The 14,597-nt window shown below is 56.1% G+C and carries 11 protein-coding genes; 6 read left to right on the top strand and 5 right to left on the bottom strand.

The window, feature by feature from the left end; translation table 11 throughout:
• The first annotated feature begins 111 nt into the window (after positions 1-111).
• The gene (locus ACMWKK_RS13665) at positions 112-2,292 is read left to right on the top strand and encodes a type I secretion system permease/ATPase (RefSeq protein ID WP_112780279.1); all 2,181 of its coding nucleotides are present in this window, start codon (positions 112-114) and stop codon (positions 2,290-2,292) included.
• On the top strand, positions 2,289-3,464 hold the full coding sequence (locus tag ACMWKK_RS13660) for an HlyD family type I secretion periplasmic adaptor subunit (protein WP_045330177.1): 1,176 nt from the start codon (positions 2,289-2,291) through the stop codon (positions 3,462-3,464). Before ACMWKK_RS13665 ends, ACMWKK_RS13660 begins: the two co-directional genes overlap by 4 nt.
• Before the next feature lie 36 nt (positions 3,465-3,500).
• Here the strand turns inward: ACMWKK_RS13660 and ACMWKK_RS13655 are convergent, their stop codons facing one another.
• Entirely contained in the window at positions 3,501-4,385 is an 885-nt protein-coding gene (locus ACMWKK_RS13655) for a MarR family transcriptional regulator (RefSeq protein WP_112780309.1), read from the bottom strand.
• A 285-nt stretch (positions 4,386-4,670) separates the two neighbouring features.
• Between ACMWKK_RS13655 and ACMWKK_RS13650 the strand changes: the two genes are divergently transcribed.
• Complete coding sequence (locus ACMWKK_RS13650; RefSeq protein ID WP_112780278.1) at positions 4,671-6,134, top strand: EAL domain-containing protein; 1,464 nt, start codon at positions 4,671-4,673, stop codon at positions 6,132-6,134.
• 27 nt (positions 6,135-6,161) lie between these two features.
• On the opposite strand, the gene ACMWKK_RS13645 is transcribed toward ACMWKK_RS13650, so the two are convergent.
• Complete coding sequence (locus ACMWKK_RS13645; RefSeq protein ID WP_045330181.1) at positions 6,162-6,434, bottom strand: DUF883 family protein; 273 nt, start codon at positions 6,432-6,434, stop codon at positions 6,162-6,164.
• 119 nt (positions 6,435-6,553) lie between these two features.
• Positions 6,554-7,222, bottom strand: a complete 669-nt coding sequence (locus tag ACMWKK_RS13640; RefSeq protein ID WP_045330183.1) for an epoxyqueuosine reductase QueH — start codon at positions 7,220-7,222, stop codon at positions 6,554-6,556.
• A gap of 382 nt (positions 7,223-7,604) precedes the next feature.
• Here ACMWKK_RS13640 and ACMWKK_RS13635 point away from each other — a divergent pair, with 382 nt between their 5' ends.
• The 3 genes from ACMWKK_RS13635 to ACMWKK_RS13625 all read left to right on the top strand — a co-directional run bounded on the left by ACMWKK_RS13635 (position 7,605) and on the right by ACMWKK_RS13625 (position 10,882).
• Positions 7,605-7,880 carry a metal/formaldehyde-sensitive transcriptional repressor gene (locus ACMWKK_RS13635; protein WP_112780277.1) on the top strand — a complete coding sequence of 92 codons (276 nt, stop codon included), beginning with the start codon at positions 7,605-7,607 and terminating at the stop codon, positions 7,878-7,880.
• 31 nt (positions 7,881-7,911) lie between these two features.
• Positions 7,912-9,030: an S-(hydroxymethyl)glutathione dehydrogenase/class III alcohol dehydrogenase gene (locus tag ACMWKK_RS13630; RefSeq protein WP_112780276.1), complete on the top strand. Its 1,119-nt coding sequence runs from the start codon at positions 7,912-7,914 to the stop codon at positions 9,028-9,030.
• A gap of 160 nt (positions 9,031-9,190) precedes the next feature.
• Entirely contained in the window at positions 9,191-10,882 is a 1,692-nt protein-coding gene (locus tag ACMWKK_RS13625) for a methyl-accepting chemotaxis protein (RefSeq protein WP_406542814.1), read from the top strand.
• A gap of 121 nt (positions 10,883-11,003) precedes the next feature.
• Here the strand turns inward: ACMWKK_RS13625 and ACMWKK_RS13620 are convergent, their stop codons facing one another.
• A complete protein-coding gene (locus tag ACMWKK_RS13620) occupies positions 11,004-13,385 on the bottom strand; it encodes a glucose/quinate/shikimate family membrane-bound PQQ-dependent dehydrogenase (RefSeq protein WP_112780274.1) in 2,382 nt (793 codons plus the stop codon).
• A gap of 246 nt (positions 13,386-13,631) precedes the next feature.
• Complete coding sequence (locus ACMWKK_RS13615; protein WP_047717716.1) at positions 13,632-14,555, bottom strand: LysR substrate-binding domain-containing protein; 924 nt, start codon at positions 14,553-14,555, stop codon at positions 13,632-13,634.
• Positions 14,556-14,597: the final 42 nt, after the last annotated feature.

Genomic DNA, 14,597 nt, shown 5'->3' with positions numbered 1-14,597 from the left:
ATATTTCACAAGATTATTTTGCGGGCTCGTTTAAAGAATGTTCGATTTTGAGTTATCCCGTAAAGGTATCATTTCAGTGCGAAATTATCGCCCTGAACAGGACGTAGCAATATGAAGACACATCCACAGTACGAACCCTGGCTGCAGGGCATGCTCATCATCGCGAAGCACTACCGGCTGGACTTTTCCGCAGAGCATGTTCGGGTCACGATTAACCACGAAAGCCAGTCTCCGCGCCAGCTGGTGCTGGAGGAGATGGCGCATCAGCTTGGGCTGGGGATGCGTGCGGTGGCGGCTGAAGAGGTCTCCCTCGACCCGTGGCGCCTGCCGCTGCTGGCGGAGTTCACCGGCGGGCAAATTGCGGTGATCAACCGCATGGACACCGAAGGCAACGTCAGCCTGCAGTTCAGCGGCGACGGCGGCCTGGAGACGACGCTGACGCGCGAGGAGCTAGGACCGCGGTTAAAAGCCCTGATGGTGCTGCGCCCGCTCGAGTCCACGCCGGATGCCCGCGTGGATGACTACATCAAACCGTACGAGAAAAACTGGTTCTGGCAGCTGGCGCTGAAGGACTGGCGACGCTACGGCGACATTATGCTGGTGGCGCTGGTGGCTAACGTGCTGGCGCTCTCCGGCATGGTCTTCTCCATGCAGGTGTACGACAGGGTGGTGCCGTCGCAGTCCGAAGCCACGCTGTGGGTGCTGTTTGGCGGCGTCATGATTGCCATCGTTTTTGAATTCATCATGCGCATGCTGCGCGTGCATATTTCTGACGTGGTGGGGAAACGCGCCGACCTGCGCATCTCCGAACGCGTCTTTGCCCACGCGCTGCGGATCAAAAACGGCGCGCGCTCCAAATCAACCGGATCGTTTATCGCCCAGATCCGCGAGCTGGAGTCGGTGCGCGAGCTGATCACCTCCACCACCATTGCGGCGATTTCCGATCTGCCGTTCTTCCTGCTGTTCGTCTTTATCCTGTGGATGATTGGCGGCCCGCTGGTGCTGGTGGTCCTGCTCGCCGTGCCGCTGCTGCTGATTCCTGGCCTGCTGGTGCAGCGGCCGCTGGGTAAACTCTCCAGCGAAGGGATGCGTGAATCCGCCATTCGTAACGCCACGCTGGTGGAAGCGGTGCAGGGCATTGAAGACATCAAGCTGATGCGCGCCGAGCAGCGTTTTCAGAACCAGTGGAATAACACCAACGATGTGGCCGCCAGCGTCGGCATGAAGCAGCGCTGGCTGACCGGCCTGCTGCTCACCTGGACGCAGGAGGTGCAGTCCATCGTTTATGCCGTGGTCCTGCTGGTGGGCTGTTACCTGGTCATCAGCGGCGATATGACCACCGGTGCGCTGGTGGGGACCTCAATTCTGGCGTCGCGCACCATCGCGCCGCTGTCGCAGATTTCGGGCGTGCTCTCCCGCTGGCAGTCGGCAAAAGTGGCCCGCAAGGGGCTGGACGACCTGATGCAGCGGCCGATTGACGACCCGCAGCACGGCAAGAAGGTGCACAAAGCCCACCTGCGCGGCGACTATGCGCTCGAGGACGTCGGGTTTTACTACGATGAAGAAGAGAAACTCAGCGTGCTCAACGTCAGCAGGCTGCAGATCCGCGCCGGGGAGCGCGTGGCGGTGCTCGGGCGCAACGGTTCCGGGAAAAGCACGCTGCTACAGCTTCTGGCGGGCATGCAGGAGCCGCAGCAGGGCAGCATCCTGCTGGACGACATTGCCCTCAATCATCTTGACCCGGCCGACGTGCGGCGCGACATGCAGCTGCTGAGCCAGCAGGCGCGGCTTTTCTTTGGCTCCGTGCGGGACAACATCCTGATGGGGAACCCGCTGGCGACGGACGATGAAATTCACCAGGCGCTGGTCAACAGCGGCGCGCTGGAGTTTGTGCGCAAGCAAAAAATGGGGCTCAACACCCTCATCAACGAGGGCGGCACGGGGCTGTCCGGCGGCCAGCGTCAGGCGCTTTTGCTGGCGCGCGCCCTGATCACCTCGCCGAACATTCTGCTGCTGGACGAGCCAACGGCCTGGCTGGACGAAATGAGCGAAAAGCAGTTTATTCAGCATCTTCACAAATGGCTGGGTAAACGCCGGACGCTGGTGGTGGCGACGCATCGCCTGCCGATTCTGGACCTGGTTGACCGCATCATCGTGCTGGAAAACGGCAAGGTGGTGATGGACGGCCCCCGCGATGCGATCCTGCACCAGCACGGCATGGCGCCGCCGAAAGCCGCGCAGCGCACCGTGACCATGAAACCGGCTGCGGCTGCAGAGGAGGGTGTGGCATGAATGATTTATCCCGTTTTAACAGTCGCCTGAAGGAGCCACGCCTGCCGCGATCGTCTCTGGTGGCATGGTCCCTGTTCGCCCTGCTGGCGGTGTTTATCGCCTGGGCGAGCCTGTTCGAGCTTGATGAAGTCACAACCGGCAGCGGCAAGGTGATACCGTCTTCGCATGAGCAGGTGATTCAGTCCCTGGAGGGCGGCATTATCCACAGCCTGATGGTGCGCGAAGGCGACATCGTTGAACGCGGCCAGCAGCTTGCGCAGCTCGACCGGACCAAAACCGAGTCCAGCGTGCTGGAGAGCGAGTCGCGTCTGAATGCCGCGCTGGCAACCGCCGCGCGCCTGAAGGCCGAGGTCAACGACACCGAACTCGCGTTTCCGGACGAGCTGGATGACGACGTTGAGCTGGTCAAACAGGAAACGGCGCTTTACCAGTCCCGTCGCGAAAGCCTGGAAAAAGGGCTGGCCGGCCTCCGCCAGGGCGCCGAGCTGGTGCAGCGCGAGCTGTCGTTAACCCGTCCGCTGGTGACCCAGGGGGCGGCCAGCAAGGTTGAGGTGTTACGTCTTGAGCGTCAAAAGAACGAGCTTGAGAATAAAATCACCGAGATGAAAAACCAGTATTACGTTCGCGCCCGTGAAGAGCTGGCGAAAGCCAATGCGGAGATTGAAGCCCAGCGTTCGGTGATGAAAGGACGTGAGGATTCCCTGACACGTCTCACCTTCAATGCGCCGGTGCGCGGGATCGTCAAGGATATTGACGTGACGACCGTGGGCGGGGTTATTCCGCCGAACGGCAAGCTGATGAGCCTGGTTCCGCTCGACGATCAGATGGTGGTAGAGGCAAAAATCTCCCCGCGCGATGTGGCGTTTATTCATCCCGGCCAGAAAGCGCTGGTGAAGGTCACGGCCTATGACTATTCCATCTACGGCGGGCTGGAAGGGGAAGTGACCATGATTTCACCGGATACCCTGCAGGACGAGGTGAAAAGGGACGTTTACTACTACCGCGTCTATATCCGCACCGACAGTAACCATCTGACCAATAAGCAAGGAAAAGAATTTCCTGTTTTTCCGGGGATGATTGCGACGGTGGATATTAAAACGGGCAGTAAAACTATCCTTGATTATCTGCTGAAGCCGCTCAACAAAGCAAAAGAGGCGCTGCGGGAAAGATAAGGTAGGGGGCGTTCGGGAAGCCGAACGCCATTTTGGTTATACCATTGTCGTTACGCTGCTGGTTTGACGTCGCTCTTTCGGAACCACGTTGATGTAGTGCGTGACATACGCGAAATATAATCCGGCATAGTTTTCGACCAGTTCGATGAAGGCCGGGTAGATTGACATCCGCCCATCTCCACGGTCTTTAAGATAGCCTGCCTCCTGTGCCGATTTGATAATGCGGTTGACGTGAATACGTGAAACAAAAAATTCTTTTGCGAGCGTGCTGGCTGAATAGTCAATCACGGCACCGTAAGCGGATTTGTTTTGCATGGCCTGTAAATAGATATAAAGCATAATCATACGGCCACCATCTTTATCGATAAATAAACCCACCTCGGGCAACACCTTTCTGAACGTTAACCCTCTAAAAAGATATTCCGCCGCGCGCCGGAAGAAATTATTCCGCATTGTGTCATTATCCAGCAGGTTAACATCAATATTAAATGCCGGATAAAGAATGCTGACGGGCAAAAACGCGCCGGACATATATCGCTTGAGTTCATTCAGGCCTTTTTCGGTTGGCGCGATTCTCGTTTTGCGTCTGTCTTCCGTACAGCGCCAGGTCCTGATGCGTCCGGTGGTTCTGAGTATCGTAATGATCGCGATAACGCTATTGGGGCTGGCTATCTTATAGCGGGAACATAACTCTTTAATCTCAGAAACTGACTCGGCCTGATTGCCAAATATAAAGCAGCACATGGCAAGGATAATGTTAAATCGTGCTTCCTGAAGCATCGTCTTGTAGAACAAAGGTTGTTTTTTATAGATGGCGTCATTAATTGTGTAGTGCTCTAATATTGCCTCACTAAACCGCGGGTTGTTCTTAATAACATCCCTTCGATGTAGCAAGGCCCTGGATGAGATGTGATTATCCATAGCATTTTTCTCGTATTTGATGAGCCGATAGATGAAGTATCCAGCCTTCTTTTTCGGAATTTTCATTATACCTGAGAAAAATCGCTTTGCGGCTGTTATTTGCAAAGAAAGATATATTTACATTTATCTACAGGAGAGAGGTGATTAACGCAAAGATGTTCCGGTGAGTAACGTTGATAACAGTATCTTAACCTCGCGGCGTGCGGTAAAATTCCTCTATTCACCGGATGGTAATTATTTCGCATTCATAATAAGAATGGCGCTTTTTGTGCCCAGGAGCAGGTTATGACCCATACAATTTCTCTCAGAAATGCGGCTTGCAATGAACGGCGATTTGTCATCTCGACCTGCGGTTTTACGTTCCAGGGTTATTCTTTAATGCTTGAAAAATACGGCATTGAGGCCTCGCACATTCACTTTCAGGGAGATGACGCGTGCGATCGGGATAGGGAAAATATTGTTATTAATCATAATGCTCATATCGTCGTGTTCCTCGGAAAAGGTGTTGTTAATCTCCTGGAAAGCCTGAAGCGGCTGGCCTCCGTTCTGAATGCACTTCCGGTTATTCGACGCGTTACCCTGTACGGGGATATTCCCGACAGCTGGCTGTATCGAACCTTAAGCAGCCTGTTAAATAACAGCCATCAATTATCATTGATTCGCATTGCCAGCATTTCCGATGTTATTACCTGTTTTCATACCCATAATAAGGGGTTTAAAGACCGTTCGCGCTTATTGCGCGATAGCTATATGGGGTATTCTCCACAGGAAAACCTGCGGTGGCTAACGCGCAGAGAAATAGATGTTCTATTAAATTTTTACCGCGGCATGTCCGTAAAAGAGCTGTGCGACAGGCTTGGACTCTCAAATAAAACGGTTTACACCCATCGTAAAGAAGGGGTGCAAAAATTACAGCATATTAAGCGGTGGTTAAACGATCCGCACAGTTTCAAGACGGAAAGAAGCGTTAAGCGTCAGCGTCAGAAAGAGGGTTTTTCAGATAAAGAAGCAGAGATCTTCAATGCGCTGATGAAGCGAGAGATATTCCCTGCCTATCAGATTATTACCGATCGTGATAAAAAAGGCGTCGGCTTTGAAATACTGATTCGCTGGAATAAGAACGGAAAAATCGTTAAGCCAGCCTGTTTTTTAGATGACATTGTTAATCATGAAATATGGTTGAAAATTACGGCGCTGGTGCTTCATGCCGCCGTGTCCGGGATTAATAAATATAACGGGAAATTTTATTTTTCGGTCAATATTCCACCTCGCCTGGCGTCCGGGAACGCATTGCCCGAGATGGCGAGGAAAGCCATCGGCATGCTGCTCAAGCCCCAGTGGGCTGAAAAGCTGGTCTTTGAATTTGCGGAAGATATTGATGTGACGAAAGATAAAAACATTCCTGAAACGATGCGGCACCTTCGTAATACCGGGTGCAAACTGTTTCTGGACGACTGTTTCTCTAACCACCACACCATGTTCCCCGTGAGGCAGGTGCATTTTGATGGGCTAAAACTTGATCGGGACATCGTCGAACATTTTGTGGCAAACGACAATGACTATAATCTGATTAAAGCCATTCAGATCTACAGCGATATGACCGGAACGGACTGTATTGCCGAGGGGGTAGACAGTGAGGAAAAATTTGAAAAATTAGTCGAGCTAGGGGTGAAAAACTTCCAGGGATATTATCTTTCACGCGCCGTAAAAGAGGAGGAGTTAGACCGCATGGTGAGGCTTTTTAGCTAGAAAAAATAAAGCCCCGAAGGGCCTTGATTATTTACGTCCCAGCAGCAGGCCGAGCACAATACCTACCGCACCCGCCGCGACGAGGCCGGTGAGGGGGTTATTTCTGACAGCATCTGTGACATCAGAAACAGCATCGCTGGCCTGCGCGGCGTATTTTTTAGCCGCACCTTTTATCTGATGCTTTGGTGAATCAACGAATTCACCAAACTGTTGCTGCGCCGAACCTGCAAGCTCATCAAATTTATTTTTTGCTTTATCTTCAGCATACTGGGTATTTTTATCAGTACCGATATCAGACATTTTTGCCTCCTTTTGTTGATACTTAAAGGATAGCCGCTCCTGGTGAATGTGGGAGACGGGGGGCTAAATAAACCCCCCAACGGGGCGGTTTTCGGATATATCTCTATAACGGCAAGCCGTTATTTCTCATTCTCATCCTGACCGTAATACAGTTTCCCGATGCGGATCAGCGGCCGTCCCTGAGACTTACGATGCAGGTTACTGTCCCTGAGCGAATACACGCACCCGCAATATTCCTGCTGGTAAAACTGCTCCCGCTTGCTGATCTCAATCATGCGTGAGGAACCGCCCTGTTTGCGCCAGTTGTAGTCCCAGTAAACCATACCCGGATAGCGCGCGGCCGCGCGCTGGCCGCAGTCATTGATCTGCTGCATGTTCTTCCAGCGGGAGATCCCCAGCGAGCTGCTGATGACGCTGAATCCATGCTCTGCCGCATAGAGCGCCGTACGTTCGAAACGCATATCGAAGCACATGGTGCAGCGGACGCCGCGCTCGGGCTCCCACTCCATGCCTTTTGCGCGCTCAAACCAGTTATCGGTGTCGTAATCGGCATCAACAAAAGGCACGCCGTGTTTTTCTGCAAACCGAATATTCTCCTCCTTGCGGATGAGGTACTCCTTTTGCGGATGGATATTGGGGTTATAGAAAAAAATGGTGTAATCAATGCCCGAAGCCTGGATGGCCTCCATCACCTCACCCGAGCAGGGGGCACAGCAGGAGTGCAGCAGCAGCTTGTCGGCACCGTCTGGAAGGGTGAGCTGAGGGCGGATAAAGGGGGCTGTTGTCATGGCGTTTTGCACTATGTTTATGAAATTTATGGAAGGGTAGCATAAATTCAGAATCTGTTGAGACGGGATCGACGCCGGAAATTCGATCCCGCCGGGGCTTCTCAACCCCGCTATACTGCGGATTGTAGAATCGTGAAGGGCACGCACAATTTTTAACGAATCCAATATTGGATTCGTTCACGGAGCACGGTTACTCAGTTGTTTTCCTTGAACGCACGCTGGTGTAGGCCGGGTAAACGCAGTGCCACCCGGCACAATGGCGATCAATTAAGGTAAAAACTCGTTAGGCAATAAGTGTGCTGTTGTTATCGCATCTCAACGGGAAGGTTTACATCGACAGGTAAGTAAAATACTATACCCCACTATAGTATCAGGAGGGCGTATGCCGCATTCACCCGCAGATAAAAAACGTATTCTTACTCGCGTCCGTCGCATTCGGGGCCAGGTTGATGCCCTTGAACGCGCGCTGGAGGCGGGCGATCCCTGTCTGTCCATCCTGCAACAAATTGCCGCCGTGCGCGGAGCTGCCAATGGCCTGATGGGCGAAATGGTTGAAATTCACATCAAAGACGAGCTGGTGGCGGGAGAGACAACGCCGGACCAGCGAGCCGTTCGCATGGCGGAAGTCGGCCATTTACTGCGCTCTTATCTAAAATAAACCCACACACCTGACAAAAAAGGGAAGACATATGAAATCTCGCGCTGCTGTCGCATTTGGCCCCGGCCAGCCGCTCAAAATCGTTGAAATCGATGTGGCACCGCCGAAAAAAGGCGAAGTGCTGATCAAAATCACCCATACCGGCGTGTGCCATACCGATGCGTTTACCCTCTCGGGCGACGACCCGGAAGGCGTTTTCCCGGCCGTACTCGGACATGAAGGCGGCGGCGTTGTGGTGGAAGTGGGCGAGGGCGTGACCAGCCTGAAGCCGGGCGATCACGTGATTCCGCTCTACACGGCGGAGTGCGGCGAGTGCAAGTTCTGTAAATCCGGCAAAACTAACCTCTGCCAGGCCGTTCGCGCCACGCAGGGGAAAGGGCTGATGCCGGACGGCACCACCCGCTTCTCTTATAACGGCGAGCCTGTTTATCACTACATGGGCACCAGCACCTTCAGCGAATACACCGTTTGCGCGGAGATCTCGCTGGCGAAGGTGAACCCGCAGGCGCCGCTGGATAAAGTCTGCCTGCTGGGCTGCGGCGTGACCACCGGTATTGGCGCGGTGCATAACACGGCAAAGGTCAAAGAGGGCGACACCGTGGCGGTGTTCGGTCTTGGCGGCATCGGTCTGGCGGTGATTCAGGGCGCGGTGCAGGCGAAGGCCGGGCGTATCATCGCGGTCGACACTAACCCGGAGAAATTCAGGCTGGCGGGTGAAATGGGCGCGACCGATTTCGTGAACCCGAAAGATCACGAAAAACCCATTCAGGACGTCATCGTTGAGATGACCGACGGCGGAGTAGACTTCAGCTTCGAATGTATCGGCAACGTCAACGTGATGCGTTCCGCGCTCGAATGCTGCCACAAAGGCTGGGGCGAGAGCATCATCATTGGCGTAGCCGGTGCGGGTCAGGAAATTAAAACCCGTCCATTCCAGCTGGTCACCGGGCGCGTATGGCGCGGTTCTGCATTTGGCGGCGTCAAGGGGCGCACCCAGCTTCCGGGTATGGTTGAAGATGCGATGGTCGGCAAGATTCAGCTCGATCCGTTCATTACCCACCGTTTGCCGCTGGAGCAGATCAACGAGGCGTTCGATCTGATGCACGACGGAAAATCCATCCGTACCGTTATCCACTTCGGCGACAAGTAACTCTTCTGCCAGCGGTTTTTCGCCGCTGGCATTGCTTTAATAATCTTCTCTAAAGTGTGACCAGTGCGGCGTTTTTAGCCGTAATCTTAATCCCCACCGTGCCGATGACTACTTAACACGCACGTTTTTACGCATCTTCCCTACAAGAGAGTCGACGGTCATGGACAACACTTCTTCGATGCAGCCGCAGCGCACGCTGGGCTTCTTGCATCACATCAGGCTGGTTCCGCTGTTTTCCTCCATTCTCGGTGGCATTATTCTTCTGTTTGCCTTGAGCTCGGGTCTGGCGGGGTATTTCCTGCTGCAGGCCGATCGCGACCAGCAGGATGTCACATCCGAAATTCAGGTGCGTATGGGGCTGTCGAACAGCTCAAACCATCTGCGAACCGCGCGTATCAACCTGATCCACGCCGGTGCGGCAAGCCGTATCGCGGAGATGGATGCGATGAAGCAGAACATCAGCGAGGCGGAAACCCGCATTAAGCAGTCCCAGGATAGCTTTACCGCCTACATCAATCGTGCCGTGCGAACCGCTGAGGACGAAGCGCTGGATACTGAGCTGAAAGCGCGCTACGACGCCTATATCGCGGGTATGCAGCCGATGGTGAAGTTCGCCAAAAACGGCATGTTCGAAGCGATTATCAACCACGAAAACGAAACGGCGCGCCCGCTGGATGACGCCTACAACGCCGTGCTGCTGAAGGCGATTAAGATCCGTACCGACCGCGCGAGTGCGCTGACGGCGCAGGCGCACAGCCGCACGCAGCTGGGGCTGATGTTTATGGTGGGCGCGTTTGCCCTGGCGCTGGCGCTGACGGCGATGACCTTTGTGGTGCTTCGCCGCACGGTCATTCATCCGCTGCAGCGTGCAGCGAAACGTATCGAGAATATCGCCAAAGGCGACCTGACGATGCCGGACGACGCGGCGGGCCGCAGCGAAATTGGGCGCCTGACGCGCGATCTGCAAACCATGCAGCACTCGCTTGAAAACACCGTAGGCACCGTGCGCCAGGGGGCGGAAGAAATCTACCGCGGCACCAGCGAGATTTCTGCCGGTAATACCGATCTCTCTTCGCGCACCGAGCAGCAGGCGGCGGCCATTGAGCAGACGGCGGCGAGCATGGAACAGCTGACCGCGACGGTAAAACAGAACGCCGATAACGCCCATCATGCCAACAAGCTGGCGGAAGATGCGTCCGGTAAGGCCAGCCGCGGTGGCCAGATGGTCTCCGGCGTGGTGAAAACCATGGGCAACATCTCCAGCAGTTCGAAGAAGATCTCTGAGATTACCGCCGTGATTAACAGCATTGCCTTCCAGACCAATATTCTGGCGCTGAACGCGGCGGTGGAAGCGGCGCGGGCGGGTGAACAGGGGCGCGGATTTGCCGTGGTAGCCAGTGAAGTCCGCACCCTGGCAAGCCGCAGCGCGAATGCAGCAAAAGAGATTGAAGGCCTGATCAACGAATCCGTTTCGCTGATCGACCAGGGCTCAGGTGAAGTTGTCGCCGCCGGTAACACCATGAATGAAATCGTCGACGCCGTTAAGCGCGTCACCGACATTATGCTGGAGATTGCCGCCGCCTCGGATGAGCAGAGCCGCGGTATCGTGCAGGTCAGCCAGGCGATTTCGGAGATGGATAAAGTGACCCAGCAGAACGCCTCGCTGGTGGAAGAAGCCTCCGCGGCGGCCGCGTCTCTTGAAGAACAGGGCGCGCGTCTGACCGAGGCGGTGGGAGCGTTTCGTTTGAGCGGCGCGAAGCAGGGCCGCGCGGTGACGGCTGCACCGGTGGCGCATAACGTGCCGTTGCGCCCTGCGGCGACGGTTTCCGGGGATAACTGGGAGATGTTCTGAGTCGCCAGCCGTGTCGGGTGGCGCTTCGCTTACCCGACCTACAAAATCCGGCCTGTAGGCCCGCGTAAGCGAAGCGCCACCGGGCAAAAAAAAGGGACCAAAAGGTCCCTTTTTTCATCGGTTACTTCTTATCAGGTAACGCGTACGCGATAACGTAATCACCGCGGTCCGGCGACTGACGAGCGCCCCCGGCGTTGATGATAATGTACTGTTTGCCGGTTTTCGGCGACACGTAGGTCATCGGACCGGACTGGCTGCCGACAGGCAGACGGTCTTTCCAGATCTCTTTCCCGGTGGCGGTATCAAACGCGCGCAGGTAGAAATCCTGGGTGCCGGCAAAGAACAGCAGGCCGGACTGGGTAGAGAGCGACGCGCCCAGCGTTGGCATCCCGATTGGGATCGGCATGTGCATGCGAATGCCCAGCGGGCCGGTATCTTCCACCGTACCGACAGGAACCTGCCACACCAGCTTGCCGGTTTTCAGGTCAACCGCTGACATGGTGCCAAACGGCGGCTTCTGGCACGGAATGCCCAGCGGCGACAGGAAGCGTTCGCGCATGGCGCCAAACGGCGTGCCGTCCATCGGGACGATACCCATCTCAATGCCGCTGGCGTTTTTCGCCACGTTCGCGCGCGGCACCATGTAGTTTGCCAGCCCCAGGCGCATATCGTTGACGAACATCAGGCTGTTGTTCGGGTCAACCGAGACGCTGCCCCAGTTCATTCCGCCGAGCGAGCCGGGGAACTGCAGGGAACGGTCGAGACCCGGCGGGGTGAAGACGCCCTGATGACGCATCTCTTTAAACTGAATGCGGCACAGCAGCAGGTCGACAGGGGTCGCGCCCCACATGTCGGATTCGGTCAGCGTCTGGTTGCCGATCATCGGCATGCCCACGGAATACGGCTGGGTCGGCGAGTAGCGTTCACCCTCAACGTTACCGGCCGGTACCGGACGTTCTTCCACCTTCGCCACCGGCTTGCCGGTTTCGCGGTTAAGCATGAAGATCATGCCCTGCTTGCTGGTCTGCACCAGTACCGGCGTGGTGCCGCCTTTACCGTCGGGCAGGTCGTACAGCAGCGGCTGGGAAGGGAGGTCAAAGTCCCAGAGATCGTGGTGGGTCGTCTGGAAATGCCAGCGTACCTGACCGGTGGCTGCGTCAACGGCGACAATAGAGGAACTGTACTTGTCGTCCAGCGCGGTACGCTCGCCCGCCCAGAAGTCTGGCGTGGCGTTACCGGTTGGCAGGTAGATCAGGTTCAGTTTGGCGTCGTAGGACATCGCTGACCAGACGTTCGGCGTGCCGCGGGTGTAGGTTTGACCTTCCGGCGGCAGGCCGGTCAGGTTCGGATTACCCGGATCCCACGCCCAGGCCAGCTTGCCGGTGTGAACGTCATACGCGCGGACCACGCCCGGCGGTTCGCCGGTGGAGAAGTTATCCGCGACGCGACCGCCGACGACAACGACGTTCCCGGCGACCAGCGGCGTGGAGGTCTGCTGATAGTATCCTGGTTTGATTTCGCCCATGCCGACGCTCAGATCCACGGTACCGTGGTCGCCGAAGTCGTCGCAGACCTTGCCGTTATCCGCGTTGATAGCAATCAGGCGGGCATCGGTGGTCGGCAGGAACAGGCGGCGAGGGCAGGCAGCAGGCTGTGTTTCTGCTTGTGACGTTGTCACGCTTGAGCGATCTTCAAAATAGCCAAGACCGCGGCAGCGCTGCCAGTTAGGCGCGGTGGCTTTCGAGTCGTAGCGCCATTTTTCTTTACCGGAATCCACGTCCAGCGCCAGCACCTTACTGTACGGAGTACAGACATACAGCGTGTCGCCAATCTGCAGCGGCGTGTTCTGATCTTCCGCGCCGGACCCGTTGCTTTGCGGGATATCGCCGGTGTGAGCCACCCACGCGACTTTCAGCGAGTTGACGTTTTGCTTGTTAATCTGGTCCAGCGCGGCAAAGCGATCGCCGTGGGTGGTGTTGCCCCAGTGCTCCCAGTTCTTTTGCTGCTCGCCGGGCGCGACGGGCTTCACGGGAACGGGCTCGTTTGCCGCCACGAGGGTTTGCGGCTTAAACATCCAGCCCAGGCTGACCAGCATTGCCAGCGCGAGCACGGCCGCGACGCCAAACGCGGGCGCCTTGTTCGGTGCTGTGTGGTTTGCCGTGCGCAGGAAGGGCCAGACGATGGCGCTCAGGAACGCCAGTACGGCAAAGGTAAACAGGCGGGAGAAGAGCGGCCAGAAGTCCCAGCCCGCATCGCTTACCGCCCAGAACAGCGAGGCGATAAACGCGATGCCGTAAAGCAGGATCCCGCTGGTGCGGTTGAGGAAAATCAGGATCGCGGCAATCACCATTACCACGCCCATTATCAGGAAGTAAAGACTTCCGCCCACGGTGGCGAGCTTAAAGCCCAACCCGCCGACGGCCAGACCGATGAGCATCATCAGTCCGGCAAGAAGCCACTGCAGAATACGAGGTATCCCGCGCGGCGCGCTGCCAAATGCCATTTCTCTCTCCTTAGCTCCCCCCGCCGTGTCGGGTATGTACCAGTTGGGTAATAAATGCGGAGGGGGTAATGTTTTATACGAGTGAATTCGGTTTTATAAAATGATTTGCGAACCATTTGGTGAATTCACCGATATCATAAAACTGTTAAATTGTTTTACGCAATTGTTAATGATTTATTCCGCATTATTTGATTAACGCACGGGACGGCCCGCTCTCCCCTAAGAGGAGAGGGCCAGGGTGAGGGGTTAAACCGGCATCGATTTACGGATGGCGCTGAGCAGCGTCTGCGCACCCGTTGAGAGAGGGGCATCTACCCGGGTCAGAATGCCGATAGGTTCACCGGCGCCGGGGGCCGTTACCGGAAGAGCGGTCAGCGTGCCCTGGCGCAGGTCATCTTTCACCGCGCCGGAGGGAACGAACCAGACGTAGTCATAGTCGAGGGTTAGCTGGCGTGACAGCGAGGCCGAGAGCGTTTCGATACACCCGGACGGTAACGTACACCCCTGCATTTGCAGCAGGCTTTCGGCGGACTGGCGCGGAACGGTTCCTTTCGGGCACACCACAACCGGCCACTCCATGACGCGGCTTAAGGTCACCGTATCCTGCAGCAGGGGGTGATCGGGACGAACCACCAGCTTCAGGGATTCAAGGAACAGCAGTTCGTAATTAAGGCCACCCATCAGTTCAGGATCGGACATGCGGCCGATACCGATATCCAGCTCGCCGGATTTCAACCCCGCGAGCAGCATGGTGTTATTCATGGTGGCAACCTGAATCGTGGTATGCCGCTGCTGCTTGTGGAACTGGCCAATCACCGGCGGAAGAATGCCCAGCGCGGCGGTGGGCAGGGCACCCACGCGCACCACCTCACTGGAGATCTCCTCTTTTCTGTGCAGCGACTGGCCTGCGGTATTGAGCGCATCCAGCACCTTAACGGCGTGCGTCAGGAACTGTTCGCCCACGATGGTAAGCTGCGCGCCCAGCCGACCGCGGTCGAAAAGACGCGCTCCGGTCAGCTGTTCCAGCTCGTTGAGGGTTTTCGAGAGCGCAGGCTGGCTCAGGTTGAGAGTTTCAGCCGCGCGCCCCAGCGTTCCCTGTTGAGCGACGGCCACAAATGTATGCAAATGGCGCAAGCGTATGCGCTGACTGAACAGACCATTTTTTTCCATAGGCGATGTTAAAAACAGAGCGATGCGGGTGACAAGTTAAGT

Source organism: Enterobacter sp. 01-M-03-SI-ECC (assembly GCF_047530215.1).
Lineage (GTDB): Bacteria > Pseudomonadota > Gammaproteobacteria > Enterobacterales > Enterobacteriaceae > Enterobacter > Enterobacter chengduensis.
Note: the sequence above shows the minus strand (reverse complement) of the source record. Positions and strands in the feature narration are given on the sequence as shown.

Bases quoted from the DNA above. Each gene is read 5' to 3' on its own strand.
- ACMWKK_RS13655 (WP_112780309.1), bottom strand. From the start codon at position 4,385: ATGGATAATCACATCTCATCCAGGGCCTTGCTACATCGAAGGGATGTT.
- ACMWKK_RS13625 (WP_406542814.1), top strand. From the start codon at position 9,191: ATGGACAACACTTCTTCGATGCAGCCGCAGCGCACGCTGGGCTTCTTG.
- ACMWKK_RS13615 (WP_047717716.1), bottom strand. From the start codon at position 14,555: ATGGAAAAAAATGGTCTGTTCAGTCAGCGCATACGCTTGCGCCATTTG.
- ACMWKK_RS13635 (WP_112780277.1), top strand. From the start codon at position 7,605: ATGCCGCATTCACCCGCAGATAAAAAACGTATTCTTACTCGCGTCCGT.
- ACMWKK_RS13660 (WP_045330177.1), top strand. From the start codon at position 2,289: ATGAATGATTTATCCCGTTTTAACAGTCGCCTGAAGGAGCCACGCCTG.
- ACMWKK_RS13630 (WP_112780276.1), top strand. From the start codon at position 7,912: ATGAAATCTCGCGCTGCTGTCGCATTTGGCCCCGGCCAGCCGCTCAAA.
- ACMWKK_RS13665 (WP_112780279.1), top strand. From the start codon at position 112: ATGAAGACACATCCACAGTACGAACCCTGGCTGCAGGGCATGCTCATC.
- ACMWKK_RS13640 (WP_045330183.1), bottom strand. From the start codon at position 7,222: ATGACAACAGCCCCCTTTATCCGCCCTCAGCTCACCCTTCCAGACGGT.
- ACMWKK_RS13650 (WP_112780278.1), top strand. From the start codon at position 4,671: ATGACCCATACAATTTCTCTCAGAAATGCGGCTTGCAATGAACGGCGA.
- ACMWKK_RS13620 (WP_112780274.1), bottom strand. From the start codon at position 13,385: ATGGCATTTGGCAGCGCGCCGCGCGGGATACCTCGTATTCTGCAGTGG.
- ACMWKK_RS13645 (WP_045330181.1), bottom strand. From the start codon at position 6,434: ATGTCTGATATCGGTACTGATAAAAATACCCAGTATGCTGAAGATAAA.